The sequence below is a fragment of the Actinomycetota bacterium genome (assembly GCA_014360645.1).
Taxonomy (GTDB): domain Bacteria; phylum Actinomycetota; class Geothermincolia; order Geothermincolales; family RBG-13-55-18; genus Solincola_B.
This window is the reverse complement of sequence record JACIXD010000001.1, coordinates 18189-42777: the sequence shown is the minus strand read 5'-3', so window position 1 is coordinate 42777 and position 24589 is coordinate 18189. Positions and strand designations below refer to the sequence as shown.

The window sequence follows — 24589 nt, the reverse complement described above, 5'->3', positions numbered from 1 at the left end:
AGGACGTCTCCATCTACGGTTCCGGACACGGGGTCAGAGCTTGAGGTCGACGACCTCCACCTTGCCGTCCTTGTCGATGTGCTCGATGTATATGGGGGCACTGTCCCCCTTTCCGGAGGACTTGATGACCTCTCCCGCCAGCTGGATCATGTCCAGGGGGTTGACCGCGGCCTCGGGCGGGAAGACGCCCTTGAGGGTCACCTTGCCCTGCCCCATGACGATGGCCCCCAGCGCCGCCGGGATCCCGGTGCCCTCGCCCATGCCCATGCCGCTGGAGGACATCTGGAAGACATAGGTATGGGGCTCGCCGCCCTTGGCCCCCTTGACCACGATCTTCAGGCAGCCGCGCGGGGTATCGATCCCCGCCTCCTTGAGCAGGCCGTCGCGGCGGGAGATGACGAAGGCCACCGCGAACTCCCGCGGGATGACCATCTGCCCCTGCACCTCCAGAGGCTCGTCGGAGGTGAGGCCCAGCCTGACCATGTCCTTGATGAGGTTGGCGTAGGAAACGGGTATCACCAGGCCCAGGTTGGTGACCCTCTTCACGCCCTTGATGTACTTGGGGAGGGTGATGGTCTCGGGATGGGGGTAGGCATAGACGGGATAGGTGCCCACGTCGCGAAAATCCGTCTCCTCCTCCAGGGCTCTGCCGCTCTCCTCGAAGAGCCGCACCGTCTTGTACTCCCCGTCCAGGAACATGGGGATGTCGATCTCCATGGAGTGGAAGCGGTGCTTGATCACCGCCGGGCCCTCCACCGGCTCGCCGCCGTGGGCGTGGTAGATGTCCACGGAGTCCACCTGGTCGAGCAGGGTCTCGGCCGTGAACTTCACCAGCAGGTTGGCCATGCCCGGCGAGCTGCCCATCCCCACCAGGGCGGAGATGCCCGCCTCCTTCGCCTTGCCGTCCATGTCCAGCATGACCTCGGTGGCGTCCATGTCGTCGCAGATGTCCACGTAATCGACGCCCGCCGCTATGGCCGCTTCGAGGATGGGGGGTCCGTACCTGTAGAAGGGCCCCACGCAGTTGAGGACCACCGAAGCGCCCTGCATGGCCTCGCGCAGGTTCGCCGGATCGTCGGCGTCGAGCTCGAAGGCCTTGACCCTATCGGGCCCCAGCTCCGAGGAGAGCTTGCGCGCGGCCGCGATATCGCGGTCCGCGATCACGTATTCGTCATAATAATCCGTGCCCGCCAGGCTGCGCACCGCGGTGCTCCCCACCGCGCCGCAACCGCCCATGATCACCAGCTTTGACATCTCTTACCTCCTGTCCATCGCCGATACGGAATGCCCGATAGATGAAAGGTCTCCTTGCCCGCCTCGTCCCCTTTCCCGCCGCGAGGCGTTCCCCCACGCCGGAAGACCGCGCCACGGCCGCCGCCTCGTGACCCTGCCGTCTCATCCCTTAGCGCCCGTCCCTTACCGCCTCATCCCCAACGTACATCTCCTTGAGGAAGGGCTGCGCCCTCGCGCCCAGCGAGAGCACCATCTCCATGGCCTCGCGCAGGTCGAATGAATCGGGTTCCTCCAGCCACTGGATCTCCATGCCCTCGACCAGTCCCAGCAGCATGCAGGCCAGGTAATAGGGATCGACCGGGGGCAGGACCCCCTCCTCGATGCCCTGTTCGATGATCCTCTGCAGCTCCCGCTTGGTCTGGGCGTTGTTCGCGCGCATCCTCTCCACGTACTCCGGCGAGAACGTCTCCAGCTCCTCCGCCCTCATCTTCCAGGAGAGCTTGGTGTAATCGCGTTCCCTGTAGTGGAGTTCCGCCGTCTCCCTGCCCAGCCAGGCAAGCTTTTCCATGGCGGTCCCCTCCATGTCCGCGGCCTGCCTCACCAGGCCCACGAAATGGTCGTGGGACTCCTGCACAAGGGCGAAATAGAGCTCCTCCTTGGATCTCCAGTACCAGTAGAGGGTGCCCTTTCCGAAGCCCGCCTCGAGGGCGATCTCCTGCATGGTGGTCTTGTGGTAGCCCCTGGTGGAGAAGAGCCTGAGGGCCGCCTGCTTGAAGGCCTGTTCCCTCTCGTCCTTGACGGGGTTTTTCCTCAGCCCCAGGGTCCTGGCCATCTCCTTTTCCTCCCTTAGACCAACCGGTCAGTCTTAAACTACCACTCGAGCCTTACCCCGTCAAGTCCGCCTCGCGCCGGCCTTTGCGCCGCCGGTGTACAACGCGACCGGCCGGGGAGTAGAATCGCACTGCGAGCAGCTCGCCGCGCCGCCCTCGCGGGTCTCGGTATCGATGACCAGGGAAGGAGACCGGGGGCCTCTAGGGTTGAGCGAAGGAAGTCCCTGCCTGTGAGCGCATGTCGGTGATGGAGGAAAGGAGACCGGGGGTCTCGAGCGGCAGATGATGGAAGTCCCTTGCGATGGGGTCTGTATCGATAATGAAGGGAGGGAGATCGACGTACATGAACGCCTTTTCATCCTGGAGCGGAGGCAAGGACTCCTGCCACGCCCTTTACCGCTCGCTGCGGGAAGGCCATGTGGTGAGGGCGCTCTTCACCATGCTCCACGAGAGCGGCTCTTTCTGCCGCTCGCACGGCACCTCGCGCATAATCCTGGAACGCCAAGCCGAGGCCCTGGGGCTCCCCATCCATTTCGGGAGCGCGACCTGGGAGGGCTATGAAGCGGCGTTCAAAGAGGAGATATCGAGGCTCAGGGGCACGGGCATCGAGGCGGGGGTCTTCGGGGACATCGATCTACAGGAGCACCGCGACTGGGTGGAAAGGGTGTGCGGTGAGCTGGGAATCACCCCCATCCTCCCCCTGTGGGAAGGCGACCGGGCCGGGCTTGCGCGCGAGTTCGCCGATCTCGGCTTCAGGGCCGTGGTCATCTCGGTGAGGAAAGACCTGCTGGGGGAGGAATGGCTGGGCAGGGACTTCGACCGGCGCTGCATCGACGAGCTGGAGGAAGCGGGCATCGATCCCTCCGGCGAGGCGGGAGAGCTCCATACCTTCGTCTATGATGGCCCTCTTTTCAGCCATCCCGTGGGATTCCATGCCGGGGTGACGACGGAACACAACGGCTACCTGTGGCTGGAGCTGCGCCCCGCCTGAGCCGAGCCGCCTCTCTTCGGGGTCGCTCTTCTTCCTTTTACGCGACCCTTTCATCCGGCGCCCCGTGGTCCTCAGCGCCGTAGCGACAAGGGGGCGGGACGGCCGCCTGCGGCCGGTGCTGCTCCGTCACGAAACCCGCGGGGGAGGCACATTCCGTTCCTTCCAGTATATTCCATATGTCCCAGGAAAGCGTCGCGTAAGCGCCCAGCATGCTCCCGGGGCTACGTATTACCCCCGCAAACCCGCACGGCACCAGAAAGGGTAGCCGCGAAGGGTAGCCGCGGAAAGACCGGCCGGTTCCGGTATATACACAGGGCCGAGCTCCGCCCGCACGCCCCTCAGGAGCTCTCCATGGCCCGGGTCCCGGCCTTGATGAGGCGAGCCAGCTCCACGGCGCGCGCCACGGTGGAGGCGGCGCTGGCCACTCCCAGCTCGTCCTTCAGCACCAGCAGTCTGTCGTCGCCCTCCCTCCCGCCCGTGCCGCCCAGGGACGAGTAGGCGGAGCCGCCCTGCAGCCCGAGATCCGGGGCGGCCACCACCATGTTCACGGCGTGGAAGAACTGGTTGATGGTGAGCAGCGCCATCTCCAGCCCCGCCATACGGAACCAGGCCACGGCCACCGAGCCCCCCACCTTGTTCCGCAGCATGCCGGCGCTCTCGTTGCCGTGCACGTAGGGGCGCATGCGGTCGATGAAGGCGGCCAGGTAACCGGAGAGCCGGCCGAAATAGACCGGGGTGGCGAGGATGAGGGCGTCCGCTTCCTCGACTCGGGGATAGAGCTCCGCCATGCCGTCCTCCACCGCGCATCTCTTCCCCTCCGACTGCCTGCGCAGGCACCAGTTGCAGTGCCGGCAGTCCTCCACCTCGTAGCGCGCCAGGGAGACCAGCTCATGGCTCACCCCCGGCGAGCCATCCAGGCTCTCCAGGACCCGCTCCAGCAGGGCTTCGACGTTGCCGCCGTGCACCGGGCTTCCGCAGACCGCGAGCACCCTCACCTCCGGGATCATGTCCCCTCCCCCACGAAGGGCAGCACCCGGAGCCTCATGAAGACCGTGGTCCCCTCCCCCGGCCTCCCCTTGATGGAGAGCGTCCCGCCCATGGAGGACACGTACCTGCGGCAGAGATAGAGGCCGCCCATGCACTCTTTCCCGTTCCCGGTACCGCGTCCGGGTTCTCCGCTCATGACCTCCTCCGCCACCTCGGCGGGTATGCCGGGACCCTGGTCCTCCACCCGCAGGAGCACCTCGTCGCCCCAGCGCTCCGCCCCCAGGACCACCGGAGCACCGGGCGGGGAATGCCGGAAGGCGTTGTCCAGAAGGTGGTCGAGCGACTCGCGCAGCATCCGGCGGTCGCAGTGCAGGCGCGGGAGGTCCTCCTCCAACTCGAGGAAGATCTCCCCCCGCGGGAGTCTCCTGGCATAATATTCCTTCAGCTCCCAGAGCAGCTCCCCGAGGTCTATGCCCCGCGCGGAAGGGACCGCTCGCTCCCCGGCATGCTCCGCGAAGAGCACCAGGTTGTCCGCGTCTTCCTTACCCTTCGCCTCCCGTGCTATCTCGAAGTAGTCGTGATCGTGCTCCTGGTGCCCGGCGCGCACGCACGCCGCCGGATCGGCGTCGCGCGCGGAAAGATACCCGCCCGCCGCCTCCACGTCCGCGACCTCCAGCGCCGCGCCCCCGCCTTCCCTCGCCTTGCGGGTGATCACCGGCATGATGCCGCGTTGCGGCGGGCCCTCACTCCGGCGTTCCCCGCCGCCGTCATCCTCGACGCCCCCTCGCGCACCGCCGCATTCCTCCACGGCAGGCGGCCGTCTTCTCAGCGCCGCCAGGGCGGAGGCCGCCGCATCCCCCACCGCCGCCAGGGCGAGCGTGCCGGCGAGGTCCAGCCTGTCCGCCTCGCAGTCCGCCAGGACCAGCGACCCCGCCGTCCCGCCCTCCACGCGCAGGGGAATAATCACCATATTCTTCCATCTCCTCTCCCTGAGCAGGGGCAGCAGCGTATCCGCTTTCTCGATGAGGGAATGCACCTCATCCCAGCCCCTCCTGGGTATGCCCCCGTGTATCTCCACCTTCAGGACGTCGATGACCGCGCACCGCCGCGCGTGGCCGGGCCGTAGGCGCAAAGCCTCCAGCGCCTCCGCCTCCCCTTCCTCCAGGCCCAGGGAGCCGCGGAGCAGGGCCTGCCCCCGCTCCACCGCGAAGGCTGCCGCCGCCTCGCAGGCGAACTCGTCCCGCAACCTCTCCAGGCATCCGCGCAGGAAATCCTCCTCGTCCCGGCTGGCGACGGCCGTTTCCAGGATGGCTGCGGCGCGCGACGCGGCCTCCCGCAGGGTCGCGGCCTCCTCCGCCTGCGAGACCTCTCGCCCCGGCGTGCGAAAAACGGCCAGGTACTCCCGGGTCACACCGTTGGCGGCGTAGGCCGAGCGCACGCTGAAGTAAAAGAACCCTTTTTCCCCGGCGACGCCCGCCTCCACCCTTTCATCCTCCAGCTCCTCGCCCCTGACCGCCCTCTCCAGGAGGGGGGCTATCCTCTCCGCCATCCCCGGGGGGAGGACCTCGGGGAGAGGGGCTCCCACCGCCCGGTCGCTGCTGGTACCGAGAAGCTCCTCCGCGGAGCGGGAGAGCATGGTCACGCGCAGGTCCGGGGTGAAGCTGGCCACGGCGACTCCCACCCGCTCCAGCATGCTCCACACCCTGCGCAGTTCCTCCTCTCTCTCGCGGCGCAGCCGGCACTCGGTGGTGTTTTCCCGGCCCAGACAGAGCAGGGCCTTCTTCCTGCCGCCTTTGCCCTTGATCTCGCTCACCGTGACCGCGATGCAGGCGGCACCGCCGTCCCGGCGCGAGAATTCCAGCTCCCCCCTCCACGGGGCCTTGTGGACCGCCTCCACCAGGCGGCCCAGGGACCTCTTGGCCTCCTCGCTGCGCAGGAAGAAGGACAGGGGGCGCCCCTCTAGATCCTCCCGCTCCCGCCCCAGCGCCCGGCTCATCGCCGGGTTGACGTAGGAGAAATTGGCGTCCAGGTCGAGGATGAAAGCCGGCTCCACCAGAGAGTCCAGGAACCCCTTCAGGTCCGCGGGCTCATGGGCTTCCGCCTCCTCTCCGGGCGGGGGCTCCTCCGCCGCCCGCCGAGCCGGCAGCGGGCGGAGACCGGCGCTCCTCATGCTCACCAGGATCCCCGTCTCTCCCAAGGCCTCTAGGGGATAGGGGGACATGTCGATCTCCAGGCGGAGGAGCCGCTTCCCCACTTTGTAGGCCATGGCGTAATCCTCGACCCCGCGCCCGCGCCTGGTCTTGGCGAGGAGCTCCTTCAGGGCGCCGTAAAGGGCGGGGTTGGCCTTCTGGAGGGGGACCTTGCGCACCTCTTCCAGGGGTTTTTCTAAGAACACCTCGGCATCCCGGTTGCCCTCGAGGATCCTGTCCTCCCCGTCGAGGAGGAAAGACGCGTTGAGGCCCACTCCTCCTTCCCTGGCCTCCAAGGAAATCCTCCTCCTTTCGGTCACCTTTCTCCGGACCCGCTCCGACCGCACCAGGGGATGCTGCACCGTCATCCCCCAGGTGATCCCGGTCGTCGCGCAATCAACTCCGGGCTTTTCCGCATGCTTCTTTCCCTGGATAGATTATTCGAGGGCTCCGCGCCGCCGCCCTTCCCGCACCCGGCCTGACGCATGCTTACAAAGGCGTTCTCGGGGCGCTTGCGCGGGGAACCCGGCGCGCATGGCGCCGTTCCCTCCGGATGCCGGGGGGAAGGGGGTATGCCAGGACCGGCGTCCCCGCACCAGCGAAGGGGCGCGGTTAAACTTCTCCCGCCCTCGGGTCGATAAAAAACCCGACTGTTCCAGGGGGGATGGAGATGACGGCGAATATCTACCGCTTTCCGGTACAGGTGGTCTTCGGGGAAGGCTGCGTCAGGGAGCTTGCCTCCCCGCTGCAGAGCTTCGGAAAGCACGCCCTGCTGGTCACCGGCGGAGGCCCTACCTCGCGTAGCCCGGCGGTGGACCTCTTGAGCGAGGCGCTGGAGGGGAAAGGGATCGCCCTCTCCCGGTTCTCCGAGGTCAGGCCCGACCCCGACATCGAGACCGTGGAACGCGGGGCCGCCTTCGCCAGGGAACGGGGCTGCGATTTCGTCATCGGGCTGGGAGGCGGCAGCCCCATGGACGCCGCTAAGATCATCGCCGCGCTGCTCACCAACGACGGCGACCCGGCCTCCTGGGAGGGGGTGGGGCGCGTTCCCCGCCGTCCCGGTCCCCTTGTCTGTATCCCCACCACGGCGGGCACCGGCAGCGAGGTCACCTCGATAGCGGTGATCACGGGCGGAAAGCGGCGCCAGAAGATGTCCATCGTCAGCCATCACCTCTACCCCATGCTCGCTGCCATAGATCCCGAGCTCACCTACTCCATGCCCCCGGGCCTCACCGCCTCCACGGGCATGGACGCGCTGACCCACGCCGTGGAATCCTACGTGGCCCGACGCGCCTGGGAGCCCACGCGCGCCCTGGCGCTGAAGGCGGCGCAGCTCATCTTCTCCAACCTGGAGAGAGCGTGCTGCGACGGCTCGGATGCGGAGGCGAGGCGCAATCTCTCCATGGGCTCTTTCCTGGCGGGCATGGCCTTTACCGCCTCCGGCCTGGGGCTCGCCCATGCCCTCGCCCATGCCCTTGGCTCGCACTGCGGGATGGCGCACGGCACCGCCAACGCCATCCTCCTCCCGCACGTGATGCGTTTCAACCTCCCCTCCTGCCCGGAACTCTACCGTGAACTAGCGGCGGCCCTGGGGCTCGAGGTGTCCGGGGTGCCGGCGCGCCGTGCCGCTGAGGCGGCCGCCGACGCGGTGAGAGAGCTGGTGGATGCGCTGCCCATCCCTTCCGGGCTCAAGGAAGCGGGGGTGGTGGAGACGAGCGTCGAGAGCGTGGCCGCCGAGGCGTTCCTCAACACCAGGCTGCGCTCCTCTAACCCCCGCGAAACCGTGCTCGAGGACCTGGTGGAGGTGCTGCGGGCGGCGCTGTGACGGCTCGGGCCGCAGCTGCTTGCCGCCCCTCGGACGGCGGCTGCGGCTCAAAAAGGACAGCTCCCGGAAAAAGCCTATCTCTGCCTATGCCGCGGAGATCCCCGCAATCTCGCTTATCCCCGGGAGCTGTAAAACAGCGCCACTGACTCTACTTTACCACATTTCCTCCCTCCTTAAACCTCTTCCTGCCGCTTCTCCGAAACGGGGTTCACCCCGGTATCCCCTCCGAACTCGCATGGTTCGGAAGGATGGGGGGTTCCGCTTCTCTAAACCTCACCCCCAGGCGCCTGCCGAACGGTCACGTCATCGTCCTTGACGGCGCCGACCCGGACAGCCTCGGTGCCGCCGGACCTCACGCCGACGCCGTCCGCGGGTCACGCCCCCCGGCGCCGGAGACCGGGGATGCATGGCTTTTTCCGCTGCGGGAAGCCTTTTGGCCCCCCGGATTTCGGAAAGGACGCCGTCCACGGGTCACGCCCCCCGGCGCCGGATACCTGATCCACGGCCCCGGCATGAAGCGGAGGATCGGAGACCGTTATGACCCGTCATCCCCGGCCGGACATCGAAGATCTGAGGCCCCATGGCATCGAAGATCGAAGATAATGTCATATGACACAGCTATAGATGTGACCCCATTGATCTACATCATCGAGGAGGGGACATCCGGGGGCTATCATACCCCTATAGGTATATGAGGAGGTGGCCATGAGGAGCAAGATGCCCTGGATCGACGTGGAGAGGTGCGACGTGGCGGAACGCTGCGAGGAATGCAAGGCGGCGCGCTTCTGCCGCCACGGTGCCTTCCAGGTGATCAGGAGCGAGAACGGATCCGGGGCGACATGCCGCGTGGCCATCGATTTCGAGAAATGCCGGTTGTGCGGAGAGTGCTCGCACGCATGCGACCTCGGCGCCGTGAAGATGGTATGAGACAAGGAGGAGAAATGGGAGAGGTGGAGCGCGAGTTCTTCAAGAGGTACCACCGCGCGGTGGTCAAGGCGAACGCCGGAGAGGTAGAGAAGGTAAAGGCGAAGATCGGCTCGGAGTGGGCGGAGGAGTTCCGCGCCAGGGCCGGAGGCAGACTGGAGGGCGAGGAGTTCAACCGCGCGCTGGAGGACTACCTCGAAAACGAGCTGAGATTCTGCGAGGAAGCGGAGGTCAGGGGAGAGGGTGAGGAGTTGAGCATCGCCGTCAAGGGCTGCCATATCTGCCACGGCAATGAGCTGCTGAAGGCGGAAGGCCAACCGGCGCTCTGCCCCATCGTCCCCACCGGCCTTTTCTCCATATCCCGCGTGGCGGGGCGCAGGGCTAGCCTGCGCGAGGTGCGCAAGAACGGCGTGGTGGGTGAATGCGAGATATGCTACGTCACGGAGTAGGACGAGCCGTCTTTCGCAAGGCGGCCGCGCATACCGCATGGTAGAATCTACTTGCCGAAGCCCTGAAGGCAGAGGCGATCGAGCGACGGCGACGGAGAAAGGCGAACGGGAAGAAAAGAACGGAAGGGGAGGTGTGAGATGAAGCGCTTCATGGTACCGCGCGTTGCGCACTGCTCGGAGGGTTGCTTACCCGGGCCCCGTCAAGGGGCCTGAAGCCAGCGGAACGTACAGTGCTTTCAGTTGACCCGGAGGCGGCATGAGCCGCCTCCCTATCTTTTGTTTATAGCGTGCGGCTTTTCGTGATAGTATCCGTGTTAGTATCGGTTGACAGGGACCGCGGGAAGCGATGCCGCCACCAACCCCCGGCGGCGCGTCAAGGGGAGGAAGATGCGAGATGCGCAAGACGCTTTGGGACAGTCTGCCGGCCAGGCAGTACCTTGCCGCCCAGGAACAGCACCTCGTGCGCTACATCAGGGAGCTGGTATATCCTTACAGCCCCTATTACCGTGAGCTCCTCGACTACAACCGCATCAAGCCCGGGGTCATCAAGGCCCTCAAGGACCTCTCCTGTATCCCCTTCACCACCAAGGCGGACATCGCTCCCCTGCCCGAGGACCCCGCCATCCCCTTCAACCTCGTGCTCAGCCCCACCCCGGAGCGCGCGCGCGAGGCGAAGGCCTCGCTGCGCCTGAAGCAACGCTGGCTGCGCCTCACCCACGGTGCAGAGGGATACGCTCGGCTCATGGACCGCGAGTTCCTCCCCGTGCACTACCACTTCACCATAGGCCGCACCGCCCTGCCCACCCCCATCCTCTACACAGCCTACGACCTGGCCCGCATGCGGGAGGCGGGAAGGAGGGTCTTCGAACTCCTGGAGCTGAAACGTGACGATCTGGTCGTCAACGCCTTCCCCTTCGCCCCCCACCTGGCCTTCTGGATGACCTATTTCGCCACCGAGGCCTGCGGGATACCGGCGCTGCATACCGGCGGCGGACGCATCCTCGGCACCCACCGCGTGCTCGAGGCTCTGGAAAGGCTCGGCGGCACGGTGCTCACCGCCACCCCCAGCTACGCCTACCACCTCCTGCGCGCCTCGGCGCGCGAGGGCCGGGACCTCTCGCGCCTGCACACCCTGGTGCTGGGTGGCGACGGGCTGCCCGCCGGGCTCAAGGACAAGATGCGCGAACTCCTCGCCAGGGTGGGGGCGGAGAAAGCGGTGGTGGCGTCCACCTACGGCTTCACCGAGGGCAGGGTGGCGTGGAGCGAATGCAGGCCCTCCGCCGCCTCCAGGGAAAAGAGCTCCGGATACCACCTCTTCCCGGACATGGAGGTCATCGAGATCATCGACCCCGAGAGCGGCACGCGCCGGGGCGAGGGCGAGGACGGCGAGGTGGTCTATACCACCCTGGACTGGCGCGGCAGCGTTCTCCTGCGTTTCCGCACCGGCGATCTGGTCAAGGGGGGCATAGAGTACGATCCCTGCCCCTACTGCCGACGCTCCCTGCCCCGCCTGGGAGTGGAGATCACGCGTACCTCGGAGTACAAGGAGTTCGAGCTCACCAAGCTCAAGGGAACCCTGGTGGACCTCAACGCCTTCTATCCCCTGCTCTCGGGCCACAAGGACGTGCTGGAGTGGCAGCTCGAGATCCGCAAGCGCAACGACGACCCCTACGACCTCGACGAGCTCTACCTGCACATCGCACCCGCCGAGGGGATGTCCAAGAAATACCTGGAACAGGAGCTCCGTGAACTGATGCTGCGGGAGGTCGAGATCGCCCCCACGCGCATCGTTTTCCACAGCCTCCCGCGGCTGCTGCAGCGCCTGGGGCTGGATACCAAGGGACGCGAGAAGCGCTTTCTGGACCTGAGGTCCATGGCGGGAAGAGAGGCGCAGGCCGAGGCCGGTGAGCCCGAGCCCCAGGAGCGCATGGATTTCGAGGATGGCGTCGCGGAGGAGGGGGAGGGCCTCCCGGACACGGACGTGGACGGATACCCCCACGAAGGGGAACGGGATTAGGCAAGGCGGCGGTCATGATCGTCCTGGCCATCGACGAGGGGACCACGGGAACGCGGTGCATCTGCTATGACCGCGACCAGCGCCCCGTCTCCAGCGCCAGCCTGGAGTTCACCCAGCACTACCCCCAACCGGGCTGGGTGGAGCACGACGCCGATGAGATCTGGGAGGCCACCCTCGAGGCGGCCCGCCGCGCCCTGGACGAGGCCGGCGCCGCGCCCTCAGAGGTGGCGGCGGTGGGCATCACCAACCAGCGCGAGACCACCGTGCTCTGGGACCGCGCCACCGGCGAGCCGCTGCGCAGGGCCATCGTCTGGCAGTGCCGCCGCAGCGCGGAGATCTGCGGGCGCTGCCGGGCGGCCGGCCATGAGGACGAGGTGAGACGCAGGACCGGCCTGGTGCTGGACCCCTACTTCTCGGGTACCAAGCTCACCTGGGTGATGGAGAACGAGCCCGAGATCGCGCGCCGCGCCGAGGCGGGCGAGGTGTGCTTCGGCACCGTCGATTCCTGGCTGCTGTGGCGCCTCACCGGCGGCCGCGTCCACGCCACCGACGTCTCCAACGCCAGCCGTACCCTGCTCTTCAACATCCACGACCTCGCCTGGGACGGCTGGCTGACCGACATGTGCGGGGTGCCCGCCTCCGTATTGCCCGAGGTCAGGGAGTCCTGCGGACTTTTCGGGGGGACGGACCCCTCCTCCTTCCTGGGGATATCCGCTCCCATCGCCGGAATAGCGGGCGACCAGCAGGCGGCCCTTTTCGGCCAGGCCTGCTTCCGCCCCGGCATGACCAAGAACACCTACGGCACCGGCAGCTTCGTGCTCATGAACATCGGGCCCGAGCCGCGCCTGTCGGAAAAGGGGCTCCTCACCACCGTCGCCTGGTCCCTGGGCGGCGAGGCGACCTACGCCCTGGAGGGGGCCATCTTCATCACCGGGGCGGCGGTGAACTGGCTGCGCGACGGGCTGGGCATCATCTACGAGGTCTCGGAGGTCGACGAGCTGGCAGCGCAGGTGGAGGACACGGGAGGGGTATATTTCGTGCCTGCCTTCGTGGGCTTGGGGGCGCCGCACTGGGACCCCAACGCCCGCGCCCTCCTCATCGGCATGACCCGCGGCACCGGGCGCGCGCACGTGGCGCGGGCGGTGATCGAGTCCATGGCCCTGCAGACCGCCGAGGTGGTGGAGCTGATGCGCGAGGAATCGGGCATCCCCCTGAGGGAGCTGCGCGTGGACGGGGGCGCCAGCGTGATGGACATGCTCCTGCAGTACCAGGCTGACCTGCTGGGGGTGCCGGTGCGGCGCCCGGTGGTCTCCGAGACCACCTCCCTGGGCGCGGCGCTGTTGGCCGGCCTGGCCACGGGTTTCTGGAAGGACCTGGAAGAGATCGAGGAACGCTGGAAGGTGGACCGCGAGGCCCTCCCCGACCCCGCCTGCGCCGAGCGGGTGCGCGTCATGCGCCGGGACTGGAAGCGGGCGGTGGAGCGGAGCCTGGACTGGGCACGCGAGGACATGGCCCGCGACGCGGAGTGAACGGGGGCTTCCCGCGCCGCGAGGCAAGCGCGGCTCTTCGGAACGCGGGCGGTAGGCCGAGCGGCGGAGCGCACATGGGGGAAAAGGAGGGATACCATGTCGGAGGAAGTCTGGCCGGACGCTGAGCCCTTTTTCTTCGAGGGAGGGAAGACCGGGGTGCTGGTGGTGCACGGTTTCACCGGCTGCACCCAGAGCATGCTCCCCCTGGGGAAAGGACTGGCGGAGGCGGGGTTCACCGTGCTGGGTCCGCGCCTGCCCGGACACGGCACCAGCGTCGGGGACATGGCCACCCGCAAGTGGACGGAATGGACGGGGGAGGCGGAGAAGGGCCTGCGCGAGCTGATGGAGCGCTGCGACAGGGTCTTCGTCACCGGCCTCTCCATGGGCGGCACCATCACCTGCTACCTGGGGGAGCGCTACCCGGACGACATCGTCGGCCTCATGCCCATCAACGCGGCGGTGGCGAAGCTAAACCCCCTCATGCCCCTGACGCCTTACGCCAAGTACGTGCTCAAGACCATCCCGGGGGTGGGAAGCGACATCAAGGACCCCTCTGCCAAGGAGGCCTGCTACGACAAGGTCCCCGTGGCCGCGGCGGCCGAGCTGCACGCGCTGATGAAGGCGACCAGGCGGGACCTGTCCAGGATCACGGCTCCCATCCTCATCTTCGCCTCGCGGGAGGACCACGTGGTCCCCACCACCAACGGGCCCTTCATCCTGGAGCGCGTGAGCTCCAAGGACAAGGAACTGGTGTGGCTGGAGAACTCCTACCACGTGGCCACCCTCGACCACGATAAGGACCTCATCATCCGGCGCTGCGTGGAGTTTATAAATTCTCACTGAGGCTACCCGCGCAGGGTGCCGGCGAAGACCTGCCAGGCCAGCGCGGACTTGGCCAGCAGGCTCAGGATGATGTATACCCTCTCGCCGTAGAGGTAGTCGGCCCACTTCCCCACCTTCTTGTACTGCAGGACCATGTTGACGGCGAAGATGTTGAAGAAGACGAAGAGGATGGGGAGGATGAAATATACGAACGTGGGCACCTCCGCGTCGGGGTTCGCCACCGCCGAGAAGAAGTAAAGGGCGATCACCACCCAGGGCACGATGCCCGCCAGGCACCCGAACCAGAAAGCGGTCCAGTCCGTCTTCGGCGTGGTCTGGTTGTGCAGCTCCATCATCCAGCCGAAGAGGATCATCATCATGTTGAGGAAGAAGATGAGGATGAGGGCGTTGAGGTCGAAGACGCCCGAGAGCATGGCGATGACCACGATCATCAGCGACGCGGTGATGGAATACTCCATCCAGCGCGCGTAGTTGGCGCCCTTTTTCAGGTTCCCGACGTACCACTCGTAGATGCGCGGCAGGGTGAGCAGGAGGAGGGCGATGCCGCTCAAGAGCAGGAAGGCCGCCACCAGGGGACCCAGCCGCACGTTCCCCACCAGGGAGGGAGGGGGCAGGGTCCCGTCGGTGAAGGGGTCGCTCTTCAGGTAGTTGGTGGTGAGAGGCAGGGTGCGGTCGTTGCTGAGGACGAGCATGAGGATGCCCTGCAGGATCAGGACGGCTCCCACGATGCCGTTGAAACGGCGCAGCTTCCCGAACCTCTCCTCCCCGGGCTCGGCTCCCGCGGCCCCGCTGTCCGGGGCGCCGGCAGGCTTTTTCTCATCCACGGCCATCTCCTTTCCCGTTCCCGGGCCGGATGGACCCCGGCCGTCTCTGCCGATCCTTATCCCGGTAAGGTAAAAAATCCCCTTACGGCAGGTATTCTTGCCTCCGGTTGCGGGGATTAAACCTTCCGGTCCTGTTTCCCCGGGCGCGGGTCGCCGCCGGCACGGCGAGCGGGGCGGGGCAGGTGAGGAGGCACGGCTTCCGTTCGAGGGGTCCGAGGAAGGCGGCCATCCCCTGTCCCCGCCCTACACCCCGGGCGGGGTGATGACCATCAGCAGGACCCCTTCGCCGTCCGAGAGGTTCTCCCAGCCATGCGGCTGCTCCCCCTTGAAATAGGCGCAGTCGCCCTCCCGCAGATGATGGGCCGCTCCGCCCACCTCGAAACGAAACTCCCCCTTCAGCACCAGGGCGAACTCCTCCCCGCCGTGCTCGACGGGGTCGCTATACCTGGCGTGAGGCTTGAAGGTGCCCAGCAGGCTCTCCATCTCCACCTCGGGATCGTCCACCAGAAGCTCCAGGGTCACGTCCTCCGGGCTGTCGATCCTCCGCCTCTCCTCGCGCCGGTAGGTGGTCTTTCTCCCCGCCGTCCCCGAGAAGATATCCGCCAGGGTGACGCCGTAGAAGTTGAGCAGCTTGATGAGGTTCTTCACCGTGATGCTGCTCTTGCCCGTCTCCAGCTTGCTGAGGAAGGACACGGAGAATCCGGTCTCCTCGGAGACCCTGCGGATGGAGAGCTTCTTGCTCTTCCGGAGTTCTCGCAGCCTCTCGCCGATGTCTTCCATCTTCCCCCCATCGCGAAAGATTTTATATTATTATATAACATATGCCTGTTGATATAGGCACTATTCAGGATCACGGAGCTCATCCACGACCGCTATAAGACAATGCATGGAAATCATGTAGCCGGAACGATCATGTGACCATCGTTCATGTTTTCGTTGTCGCCCAATATGCCTCGCCATGGCCATGGGGCATTTGCCCGCAATCCTTCAGAACACAGCGGCTACGGGCGTCGCGGCAAGCAGGCAGGGACGGCCATCAGGCGTGACCCGAGCGGGCGGACATGCCGCCCTGCGCCTCCAATGCATCATGCCGACCCTCGCCGGAAAGCGGTCCTTCCGCCGCCCTGCTTCTCCGTGCCTGCGTCTGTCCCTCGCCACATATGCGATGGGGTGCTAATCATCCCGAGGCGAGAGGTTGCGGCGGGAATCGGGGCATATGAGCTCCTGCGTACCTTCAGGCAGCTCCTGCGTGCCTTCAGGCAGCTCCTGCGTGCCTTCAGGCCGCCATGAGCGGCAAGCCGAGATAGATCCGCTCCACCTCGTCGTGGTTCAAGCGAGGAAAGGCGAACGTCTCAGCGGTGTCGTTCGCCGCCTCGTCCTCGAAGGGCAGCCCCAGGTACCACCTCTCGACCTCGGCGTCTCCGTACATCTCTCCGCGCATCTCCTTCACCACCGTTTCTTAATACAAGTACAATTACTATAATTAAACTACTATCATGTTTCTATGTTGTCAATAAGTATAACATGCGATATACGATTATACGCTATTCTTCCGTGCCGAACCCTGGATTCCGTCCCCGTACCGGGCTTTGCCGGCGCTTGCCCGTCGGGCTGCAGGCGCCGCAACGGTAATGCAGAAGGGTTATCGGCGCTGCATATTCATACTATAGTATTATTTCAAGCCTGGTGATAGCTAATTATAATGTTCATGTCGGGAATATTTAGATTAATGTGAAACATCGGAGAGGACGATCATGCGGGTGATCAACAGCACGAGAGACGCGGATCTGCGTCACGCGGCGGAGAAGCGGTACCCGTATCTCTCCCGTTACGGCAGAGACCTTCCCATGCACATCGCCTGCTGCCTGTGCTATCCGCAACCACCCGATGCATCACAGTCGGAAGCAACGCCCGTCGCCTGGGACCGGCATTCAACATATAGGAGAGAGGCGGTCTAGGCCTCTCCTGAGTGCGTCATCGCTTATTACCGTCCCAACGCGCGGCCCCGGGCGACGGGGTTCCATTTCGCGAGTCGGCTCGCTCAGACCCTGACCTCCGTTCACGCACCTTTACGACCGCATAGGGCGCCCGCTTTCCCGGGAAAAGGCGACCCGCGCCCGCGTTACGGCTGACCCCGTAAAGTCCCCGCATAATCCTCATTGCCAGCGCCGTTACTCGCGGTTATGATGTTAGACGTCCTATATAAGGAACGGTCGGTATATTTATAAGATTGGCTTATGGAAGGCCCTAACTGCTATGTGATCCTGTTCGATTCCACGCATCAGGCCATGAGCGCCGAGTCCGCGCTCAGGAGCGCCGGGGTCAGGCATGCGGTGATCAACACGCCCAGGGAGTTCACCGTCAACTGCGGCATCTCCCTGCGCATCGCCGTGGAGCTGAGGGACGCGGCCGTGGCGGCCCTGGATGAGAGAGGGGTGGTCTACGCGGGAGTGGAGCCCTACCGTTCGCGCTGGGTGTGAGTTCGCGAGAGGAAGGAGGAGAAAGGATGTCCGAGTACGATGTCATGTGGGAGGGGCTGGGCATAGACCTGGAGGCCCATGCCGGGCTCCTGGAGGTGCTGCCCCCCATGTACCAGGAGAATATCCTGAGCCAGGAGAACCGCCCCCGGGGCATGGAGTATTTCGACTTCGTGTTCTCGGAGGTGCACGGGCTGCGCGTCAAGGAGCTGGTGGAGCACCGCGAGGGGGGCGGCGTGGTGGTGGGAACCTTCTGCACTTACGTGTCCGAGGAACTCATCGTGGCCGCGGGTGGTATCTGCGTGGGCTTGTGCGCGGGGGCCCAGGTGGCTCCCGAGGAGGCGGAGAAGCATCTCCCCCGCAACATCTGCGCCCTTATCAAATCCTCCCTGGGCTTCAAGCTGGCCAAGGTCTGCCCCTATATAGAGTCCTGCGACCTGCTGGTGGGGGAGACCACCTGCGACGGGAAGAAGAAATACTTCGAGGTCCTGGGTGAGCTCCAGCCTGTGTACGTCATGGAGGTCCCCCAGATGAAACTGGAGCACGACCGCGACCTGTGGAGGCTGGAGGTCCGGAGGCTGCTCGCCCGCCTGGAGGAGCTCACGGGGAAAAAGGTGGGGTTGGAGGAACTGCGCGATGCGGTGCGCCTGATAAACGAAAAGCGCAGGGCGCTGCTGCGCCTGGAGGAACTGCGCAAGAGCGATCCCCCCGTCATCTCCGGCCGGGATGCCCTGCTGGTCAGCCAGATCGCCTTCTACGACGACCCCGCGCGCCTGACCGACAAGGTCAATGCCCTCTGCGACGAGCTGGAGGAGAGAAAGGCGAGGGGAGAATCCATCGGCGGCGCACACCGTCCCCGCATCCTCCTCTCGGGGTGCCCCATGGCCCTTCCTAACTGGAAGGTGGCCACCATCATCGAGACCTCAGGGGCGGTGGTGGCCATGGACGAGATGTGCACGGGCATCCGTTACTTCGACAACCTGGTGGACGAGGACGCCGCGGACATGGAGGCTCTGCTCGACAGCATCGCCGACCGCTACCTGAAGATCCACTGCGCCATCTTCACCCCCAACGGGGAACGCGTGGAGCACATCAAGGAGCTGGTGAGGGATTACCGCATCGACGCGGTGGTCTATTATGCCCTGCAGTTCTGCGACCCCTACACCGTGGAGGCCTTCGGGGTGCAGCGCGAGCTGGAGAAGCTGGGCATCCCCTTCCTCTACCTGGAGACCGACTACAGCGCCGAGGACGTGGAGCAGCTCTCAACCCGCGTGCAGGCCCTCATCGAGATGGTGGGCAGCGAGGACAAGGCCTGACATGTGACCATGGGGTCCGGAGACCCGCCGGACCGTCGGTCAGCCAAGCGCTTTTCCGCCGGCCGCCATGCGGCCGGCGGCTCGCCTTTTCCTATCGCTCCGGAAGTAGGCGGGACCCTCGACTCCGCGGCGCGAAACATCCTGGACCGTGGCGCAGCCGGCCGGCCATGAGGTATGCTTTTTTGGTTGATCGGGCGCAGTGACGGCCCGCGATGTTGACGGATACCAACCCCCTGCCCGGGAACCGCAAGGAGGAAGGAATGGCCATAGGTGGACTGGACATCGGATCCCGTACCATCGCCCTGGTGGAGGTGGAGGACGGCGAGCTGCGCTGGGGAAAGGTGGTCGCCACCACCTTCGACCCCCTGGAGCAGTGCCGCCAGTTACTCGCGGACCGCAGCTTCGAGGTTCTGGTGGCCACGGGTTACGGAAGACACCTCGCCCAGGCCAACTTCGCCGACCGTACCATCACCGAGATCAAGGCCTTCGCCCTGGGGTGCCACCGCCTCTTTCCCGAATGCCGCACCATCCTGGACATCGGGGGACAGGACACCAAGGCCATCTCCCTGGCCCCCGACGGCAGGGTGGCCGACTTCCAGATGAACGACCGCTGCGCGGCGGGGACGGGGAAGTTCCTGGAGGTCATGGCAGCGGCCATGGGACTCACCATCGACGAGATGGGCCGCATCGCGCTGGAGACGGAGGCGGAGGTGAAGATCTCCAGCATGTGCACGGTGTTCGCGGAGTCCGAGGTCACCGGACTCATCGCCCGCGGCACCCCCCGGCCGGAGATCGCCCGCGGCCTGCACGAGGCCATCTGTGACCGCGCGGTGTCCCTGCTCAAGCGGGTGGGGGTGGAGCGCGAGGTGGTCTTCGCGGGCGGGGTGGCGAGAAACCCCTGCCTGAGGGCCCTGCTGGAGAGACGCCTCAAGGTGCCCCTGCTCATCCCCGAGGACCCGCAGCTCGTGGGGGCCATGGGCGCGGCGCTGTCCGCCCTGCAGTAGGTCGAGTACGGGAACGAGACAAACCGCCCGCGGGGAGATCGCGGCTAAGCGCTCTTCTCACGGAATCGTATGGTATTACATGGTAATTCGCCCCGGAGCGGAAGTTCCGGGGATCAGTACACGCCGAGTTCACGCAGGCGTTCCTCGTCCAGACCCGCGCGGTGGCCAAGCTCGTGCAGCACCACCTGGCGCACCTTCTCGCGTACGTCCCCACCCCTCCCCACCTCCGCCAGTATGGGCAGGCGGTAGATCCTGATCACGTCGGGGGGGCCCATGTAATAGCCCCTTCCCCACTCCGTGAAGGGCACGCCCGTGTAGAGTCCCATGAGCATCATGGGATCGCGCACTCCGGCCCTGCGCGCCTCCTCGGGCGAGGCCAAGTCCTCCACCACCACAGCGAGGTTGTCGAAGACCAGGCGGCGGAACTCCTCCGGGAACCCCTCCAAGGCCTCCACCACCAGTTCCTCGAACTCCTCCCGTCCCGGCATCTTCACCATCGCTCTCGCTTCCCCTCCCCGCCCGGCTCTCTTCCGGCTCCGTCATCCCCGCCGCCGCTGCCTTCTCCTTTTCGTTCGCATGCATCCGCCGTCCGTCACTCCGCGCCCTGATTTCCGCCCGCGGCCCGCTACCTCGATCCCATTCTACCCAAGCATCCGGCGGCGAACGACGGTGCCTTGCTATGCGGGGGTTTGTCCCATGTCCGGGGCTGACCCCATCGGTTCAGCCGCCGGTGTAGCCCTCGGCGAAGAAGCGTTGGGTGGAAGGTCTTTCCAGCGCGGGGCAGTTGGTCCCTCCCGCGCGGTCCTGGTAGAAAAAGTACATGGAGCGTTCCACGAAAAGGGGAAGGTCGGAGTCCACGCGGGTAGAGAAGGAGCAGCCCTCCAGGCCTCTGACCTCGTCGGCCAGGATGCTGCATCGCGAGCCGCCGGGGATGTCCATCTGCCGCACCACCTCACCGCCGTCCTCGCGGGCGAAGGTCACCCTGGCGTGGGCGGTCCCGCCGTTGGGGTTGGCGAGCAGTATCCAGGTGTCGAAATCGCCGCCGGTGTACCCCTCGGCAAGGTACATGGTCTGCGATGGATCGCCCACCGCGGCGGAGCAGTGGCCTCCCGCTATCCTGCCGTGATACCTGAAGTACATGGCGCGTTCGGCGACGATGCCCACCCCGTTGCGTGAGCTGATGACGATGCCGAAGGAAACGCCGTCCACCAGCTCGCGGGCGTTGACGGTGAGACGCGAGAAGGGCGGCACCGACCTGACCGCGCTCACCTTCTCGCCCCCTTGCACCAGGCAGCACACCTCCACCTCGGCGGGGTCGGGGTTGGGATTGGCGAGGAGTATCCAGGTGTCGAAATCCTTCCCCGTATAGCCCTCGGCGAGGTAGAGGCGGGTGGAGGTGTCCTCCACCGCCTGGGAGCAGTGCCCGTCGATGATGCCGTGATAGTCGAAATACACCGCCCTCTCCGCCGCCACGGGAACGCCGTTCAGCGAGCGGTAGGCAATGCCCACGCCGCCCTGTCCCACCCCCTTCACGTCGTTGACCTTGACGGTGAAGCGGGTGTGGGGGGCGACGCGGTATTCCTCCCTCACCGCATCGCTCCCCTCCAGGAGATAGGACACCTCGACCAGGGCTTCTTCCTCCCCGGGGTTGGCGAGAAGAAGCCAGGTATGGAAGCCCCTGCCGGTGTAGCCCTCGGCGAAGTATCCCTGCAGCCCCGCCTCCTCGTCGCCCACCGAGGCATGGCCGCCGTCCGCCCAGTCGAGGTAATCGAAGTACATGGCGCGCTCCGCCACCACCCCGGGCTCGGGGGCGCTGACCCGCATGGAGAATTCGTCCCAGGGGAGCAGGCTGTCCACGGGCACATTGTAGCGGCTGTGCGGGGCCACGGTGTATTCCTGCACCCAGGGCTCACCCCGCGGGAGCATGTATTCCACCTCCACCGGCAGCTCCCCTTCCGAGGGGTTGTAGAGCAGGAGCCAGGTGTCGAAGCGGTCGTTGTAGGGGCCGCCCACCACCCTCCTCCCCCAGGCGAAATGCGTGCCCCAGTAGTCGTTGTTGTCCAGGCAGTCGATGCTCACCCCGCCGTTGGACCCGGTGGAGTGGATAAAGAGGCCGTTGCCCACGTACATGCCGGCATGGCCGATATAGCTGGAGGGGGTGGCGTCGGCCTCCTCGTAGAAGAAGATGGCGTCCCCGGGCTCCAGGGCCTCGCGGCTGACGTAGAGGTAGCGGTTGTCGCGGGCCTGGTCGTCGGCCACGCGCATCATGGGGTAGCCGAGGCGTATGCTCAGGGTGTTGTAGACGAAGCCCGAGCAGTCGAAACCTCCCTCCGATTCCCTCTCCCCGCCGTACACATAGGGGCACCCCAGGCGCTCGAAGCCGAAGCTCACCGCCTGGAACTGCTCCGCGGTGGCCTCCGGCAGCCTGCAGTTGGCGGGGGTGAACGAGGCGCGCACGTACCAGGGCCGCCAGCTCTCCACGTTGTCCATGCGGTAGAGGGTGAAGGCCATTTCTCCCCGGGGATAGGGCTGCCCCGGCCACACTTTGCTGTAGCGGTATTTCAGGCGCAGGTCCATGAACACGGTCATGGCGCCCCCGTAGGGAGGAGCGCCCCCTGTGAGCTGGTTTACGTTCGCGGCCACGTCGCTCAGCTCCATCCCCACCGCCGCCGCCTGGGCGACCCGCTCGAAGAGCACGCCCTGGTTGGGGGCGAACGAGCCGTCCGGCAGGCGCTCCAGGTAGCCATGCTTCACCGCCAGGTTGGCCCACTTGAAGGAGGGGTCGCTCGCGGGCAGGTCGGTGAAGGTGATGGAGGGATCGGTGCCTTCCCCGGCCTTTCCGAAGACGGTCACCAGCGCGCGGGCGCATTCGATGCGCGAGGTGGCCTGTGCGGGATGGAAGCCGCCGTCGTCGTACCCCTGCATGTATCCCTTCTCCACGGCATAGGCGACAGCCTGCTGGATCTCCGCCGGCTGGTCCGCGATGTCGTTGAAGCTCGCCTGGGCGGCAGCGGTGCGGAGAGCGCCCGGCGGGTGCACGAGGCAGGCGACCGCCAGCGCGACCGCGGCCAGCACCGCCGCGCGGCGCGGTGTGCTCCTTTGTTTCCTGGATGCGTTTTCCATGCGATTCCCTCGTCTCCTCCGCTCTCCCTATGCATCGACGGCCTCCGCTCCTTCCTTTACCCGACGCCGACTGTCAGGAGGAAGGCCGTTCTTGCTCCGCTTCTTGTCCCGAGCTTCCGGGGTCAGACCCGAGACTCCATCGCTGTGCGCTGCCGGCGGGGAGCAGATGGTATCATTGAACCCGGCGGCGACGGAGCGCGTCTGGCCCGGCACATGAAAACGGAGGTCAACTTGCGCGAGATATACTTGGACAACGCGGCCACCACCTATCCCAAGCCGGAGGCGGTCTACCTGGCCATGGACCGCTTCGCCCGCGAGGTGGGAGGCAACCCGGGTCGCAGCGGGCACGCGCGTTCCCTGGAGGCGGGACGCGAGGTGCTGCGTGCGCGGGAGGCGGTGGCGCGCCTCCTGGGCGTGGGAGATCCCTCGCGCATCGTATTCACCAAGAACGCCACCGAGGCGCTGAACACCGTCATCCAGGGGGTCATGCGGGAGGGCGGGCACGCGGTGATCACCTCCCTGGAGCACAACTCGGTTTGGAGGCCCCTGGAGGCCCTGGCGCGGGCCGGTTCCGTAACCTATACCATCGTGAGGTGCGGGAGCGACGGGACCCTCGACCCCGCCGCGGTCGCGGCGGCCATCACCGCCGAGACGCGCCTCGTCGCCTGCGCCCATGCCTCCAACGTCAGCGGAACCCTCCTGCCGGTGGCGGACATCGCCGAGGCGGCGCGCGACCGTGGCGTGCCGGTGCTCGTGGACGCGGCGCAGAGCGCCGGCCGCTTTCCCCTCGACCCCCAGGACATGGGCCTGCAGTACCTGGCTTTCTCGGGACACAAGGAGCTCTTCGGCCCCCAGGGCACGGGTGCGCTATATATAGCCCCCGGTCACGAGGTCGAGCCCCTCACCTTCGGGGGCACGGGCAGCCTCTCCGAGAGCTCCTCCCAGCCCGAGTTCCTCCCCGACCGGTACGAGAGCGGCACCCTCAACGCCTTCGGCCTGGCGGGCTTGCGGGCGGGAGTGGAGTTCGTGCTGGAACAGGGCGTGGACCGCATCCGCCGCCACGAGGAGGAGCTCACTCTCCGTCTCCTGGAAGGCCTTGCCGAAATGGACGGGGTGAGGGTCTACGGGCCTCGCGAGTGGGAACGCCGGGTGGGCATCGTGTCCTTCAACCTGGACGGGCTCACCTCCTCGGAGGTGGCCTCCCGCCTGGACCAGGCCTACGGCATCCGCGTGCGCTCCGGCCTGCACTGCTCCCCCCTCGCCCACCGTACCCTGGGGACCCTGGAGAGCGGCGTGGTCCGCGCGGGCTTCAGCTACCTCAACCGCACAGAGGACGTCGACTGCCTCCTGGCCGCTCTGCGGGAGATCCTCGCCGCCCTCTGAACCACCCTCCGGGGGGACATTTACCCCCTCTCCCCTGCCGCGCTCTTTGCGGGCATCCCCTCGCGGCGATGCGGAAGTCCGCCGGGCCCTAAGGCCGCGGGGCGATGCCGGCCAGACCCCGTGCCCGCATGTGCAGATAACGGCCCGGGCCGAGAGGCCCGGGCCGTTATACCCGTGGAACTCTACCGAGAGCGTCTCACTCCGGCACGAAGTACTGCATGTCCTGCAGCGAGCCGGTGGTCTCCTCGGCCCATTGCACCTTCACCCGCATCCCCACGTGCACGTCCTCGGGGGCGCATCCCTGCATCACGCCCATGATCCAGGAGTCGCATCCGTCCAGCTTCACGATGGGGGCGATGCGCGGCTCGTCCAGGGGATTGCCGCGCACGTCGGCGTAGCCGATGGTGAAGGTCATGACCTGCCCGTGGTCGCTGACCTCCGCGGGCTCGTCTATCTTTATGTGGCACTTACGGCAGTAGAAGGGCCCGGGGAGATAGACGGTCCCGCACTGGTGGCATTTTATCCCCATGAGCTTGCGGTCCTTCATGTGCTTGAGCATGAGCTGCAGGCCCCGGCCCTCCACGTTGAACTTGAAGGTGGAGAGCTCCCACGCGCCGGTGACTACCTTGGTCTCTTCCATCTTCC

General features: G+C 66.2%; 21 protein-coding genes. 11 read left to right on the top strand and 10 right to left on the bottom strand.

Annotated elements, in window-relative coordinates:
• Nucleotides 1-33: 33 nt before the first annotated feature.
• The gene (locus H5T74_00195; protein MBC7228799.1) at nucleotides 34-1254 is read right to left on the bottom strand and encodes a saccharopine dehydrogenase NADP-binding domain-containing protein; all 1221 of its coding nucleotides are present in this window, start codon (nucleotides 1252-1254) and stop codon (nucleotides 34-36) included.
• A gap of 148 nt (nucleotides 1255-1402) precedes the next feature.
• Entirely contained in the window at nucleotides 1403-2065 is a 663-nt protein-coding gene (locus H5T74_00190) for a TetR/AcrR family transcriptional regulator (GenBank protein MBC7228798.1), read from the bottom strand.
• Nucleotides 2066-2406: 341 nt separating this feature from the next.
• Here H5T74_00190 and H5T74_00185 point away from each other — a divergent pair, with 341 nt between their 5' ends.
• A complete protein-coding gene (locus H5T74_00185) occupies nucleotides 2407-3054 on the top strand; it encodes a diphthine--ammonia ligase (protein MBC7228797.1) in 648 nt (215 codons plus the stop codon).
• Nucleotides 3055-3392: 338 nt separating this feature from the next.
• On the opposite strand, the gene H5T74_00180 is transcribed toward H5T74_00185, so the two are convergent.
• Nucleotides 3393-4061 carry a flavodoxin family protein gene (locus H5T74_00180; protein MBC7228796.1) on the bottom strand — a complete coding sequence of 223 codons (669 nt, stop codon included), beginning with the start codon at nucleotides 4059-4061 and terminating at the stop codon, nucleotides 3393-3395.
• The gene (locus H5T74_00175; GenBank protein MBC7228795.1) at nucleotides 4058-6526 is read right to left on the bottom strand and encodes a PAS domain-containing protein; all 2469 of its coding nucleotides are present in this window, start codon (nucleotides 6524-6526) and stop codon (nucleotides 4058-4060) included. The genes H5T74_00180 and H5T74_00175 overlap by 4 nt, the downstream gene beginning before the upstream one ends.
• A 374-nt stretch (nucleotides 6527-6900) precedes the next feature.
• Between H5T74_00175 and H5T74_00170 the strand changes: the two genes are divergently transcribed.
• The 6 genes from H5T74_00170 (at nucleotide 6901) to H5T74_00145 (ending at nucleotide 13817) form a co-directional block, all read left to right on the top strand.
• A complete protein-coding gene (locus H5T74_00170; GenBank protein MBC7228794.1) occupies nucleotides 6901-8055 on the top strand; it encodes an iron-containing alcohol dehydrogenase in 1155 nt (384 codons plus the stop codon).
• A 705-nt stretch (nucleotides 8056-8760) separates the two neighbouring features.
• Entirely contained in the window at nucleotides 8761-8982 is a 222-nt protein-coding gene (locus tag H5T74_00165) for a 4Fe-4S binding protein (protein ID MBC7228793.1), read from the top strand.
• A 14-nt stretch (nucleotides 8983-8996) separates the two neighbouring features.
• Entirely contained in the window at nucleotides 8997-9428 is a 432-nt protein-coding gene (locus H5T74_00160; GenBank protein MBC7228792.1) for a hypothetical protein, read from the top strand.
• Nucleotides 9429-9822: 394 nt separating this feature from the next.
• Entirely contained in the window at nucleotides 9823-11445 is a 1623-nt protein-coding gene (locus H5T74_00155; protein MBC7228791.1) for an AMP-binding protein, read from the top strand.
• 14 nt (nucleotides 11446-11459) lie between these two features.
• Nucleotides 11460-12974, top strand: a complete 1515-nt coding sequence (gene glpK, locus H5T74_00150; protein ID MBC7228790.1) for a glycerol kinase GlpK — start codon at nucleotides 11460-11462, stop codon at nucleotides 12972-12974.
• 96 nt (nucleotides 12975-13070) lie between these two features.
• Nucleotides 13071-13817: an alpha/beta fold hydrolase gene (locus H5T74_00145; protein MBC7228789.1), complete on the top strand. Its 747-nt coding sequence runs from the start codon at nucleotides 13071-13073 to the stop codon at nucleotides 13815-13817.
• 2 nt (nucleotides 13818-13819) lie between these two features.
• Here H5T74_00145 and heR read toward each other — a convergent pair whose 3' ends face one another.
• The 3 genes from heR to H5T74_00130 all read right to left on the bottom strand — a co-directional run bounded on the left by heR (nucleotide 13820) and on the right by H5T74_00130 (nucleotide 16082).
• Complete coding sequence (gene heR / locus H5T74_00140; GenBank protein MBC7228788.1) at nucleotides 13820-14647, bottom strand: heliorhodopsin HeR; 828 nt, start codon at nucleotides 14645-14647, stop codon at nucleotides 13820-13822.
• Nucleotides 14648-14884: 237 nt separating this feature from the next.
• The gene (locus H5T74_00135) at nucleotides 14885-15421 is read right to left on the bottom strand and encodes a helix-turn-helix transcriptional regulator (GenBank protein ID MBC7228787.1); all 537 of its coding nucleotides are present in this window, start codon (nucleotides 15419-15421) and stop codon (nucleotides 14885-14887) included.
• Between the two features lie 496 nt (nucleotides 15422-15917).
• Nucleotides 15918-16082, bottom strand: a complete 165-nt coding sequence (locus tag H5T74_00130) for a hypothetical protein (GenBank protein ID MBC7228786.1) — start codon at nucleotides 16080-16082, stop codon at nucleotides 15918-15920.
• 796 nt (nucleotides 16083-16878) lie between these two features.
• Here H5T74_00130 and H5T74_00125 point away from each other — a divergent pair.
• The 3 genes from H5T74_00125 to H5T74_00115 all read left to right on the top strand — a co-directional run bounded on the left by H5T74_00125 (nucleotide 16879) and on the right by H5T74_00115 (nucleotide 19438).
• Nucleotides 16879-17121: a DUF3343 domain-containing protein gene (locus tag H5T74_00125; protein MBC7228785.1), complete on the top strand. Its 243-nt coding sequence runs from the start codon at nucleotides 16879-16881 to the stop codon at nucleotides 17119-17121.
• 26 nt (nucleotides 17122-17147) lie between these two features.
• Nucleotides 17148-18434, top strand: a complete 1287-nt coding sequence (locus H5T74_00120) for a 2-hydroxyacyl-CoA dehydratase (GenBank protein MBC7228784.1) — start codon at nucleotides 17148-17150, stop codon at nucleotides 18432-18434.
• A gap of 260 nt (nucleotides 18435-18694) precedes the next feature.
• A complete protein-coding gene (locus H5T74_00115) occupies nucleotides 18695-19438 on the top strand; it encodes a 3-hydroxyacyl-ACP dehydratase (protein MBC7228783.1) in 744 nt (247 codons plus the stop codon).
• Nucleotides 19439-19551: 113 nt separating this feature from the next.
• Here H5T74_00115 and H5T74_00110 read toward each other — a convergent pair whose 3' ends face one another.
• Both H5T74_00110 and H5T74_00105 read right to left on the bottom strand, forming a co-directional pair.
• The gene (locus tag H5T74_00110; protein ID MBC7228782.1) at nucleotides 19552-19926 is read right to left on the bottom strand and encodes a metallopeptidase family protein; all 375 of its coding nucleotides are present in this window, start codon (nucleotides 19924-19926) and stop codon (nucleotides 19552-19554) included.
• Between the two features lie 232 nt (nucleotides 19927-20158).
• The gene (locus H5T74_00105; GenBank protein MBC7228781.1) at nucleotides 20159-22561 is read right to left on the bottom strand and encodes a C40 family peptidase; all 2403 of its coding nucleotides are present in this window, start codon (nucleotides 22559-22561) and stop codon (nucleotides 20159-20161) included.
• Between the two features lie 213 nt (nucleotides 22562-22774).
• Between H5T74_00105 and H5T74_00100 the strand changes: the two genes are divergently transcribed.
• On the top strand, nucleotides 22775-23944 hold the full coding sequence (locus H5T74_00100; protein MBC7228780.1) for an aminotransferase class V-fold PLP-dependent enzyme: 1170 nt from the start codon (nucleotides 22775-22777) through the stop codon (nucleotides 23942-23944).
• Nucleotides 23945-24140: 196 nt separating this feature from the next.
• On the opposite strand, the gene H5T74_00095 is transcribed toward H5T74_00100, so the two are convergent.
• Entirely contained in the window at nucleotides 24141-24584 is a 444-nt protein-coding gene (locus H5T74_00095) for an OB-fold domain-containing protein (GenBank protein MBC7228779.1), read from the bottom strand.
• Between the last annotated feature and the right edge of the window lie 5 nt (nucleotides 24585-24589).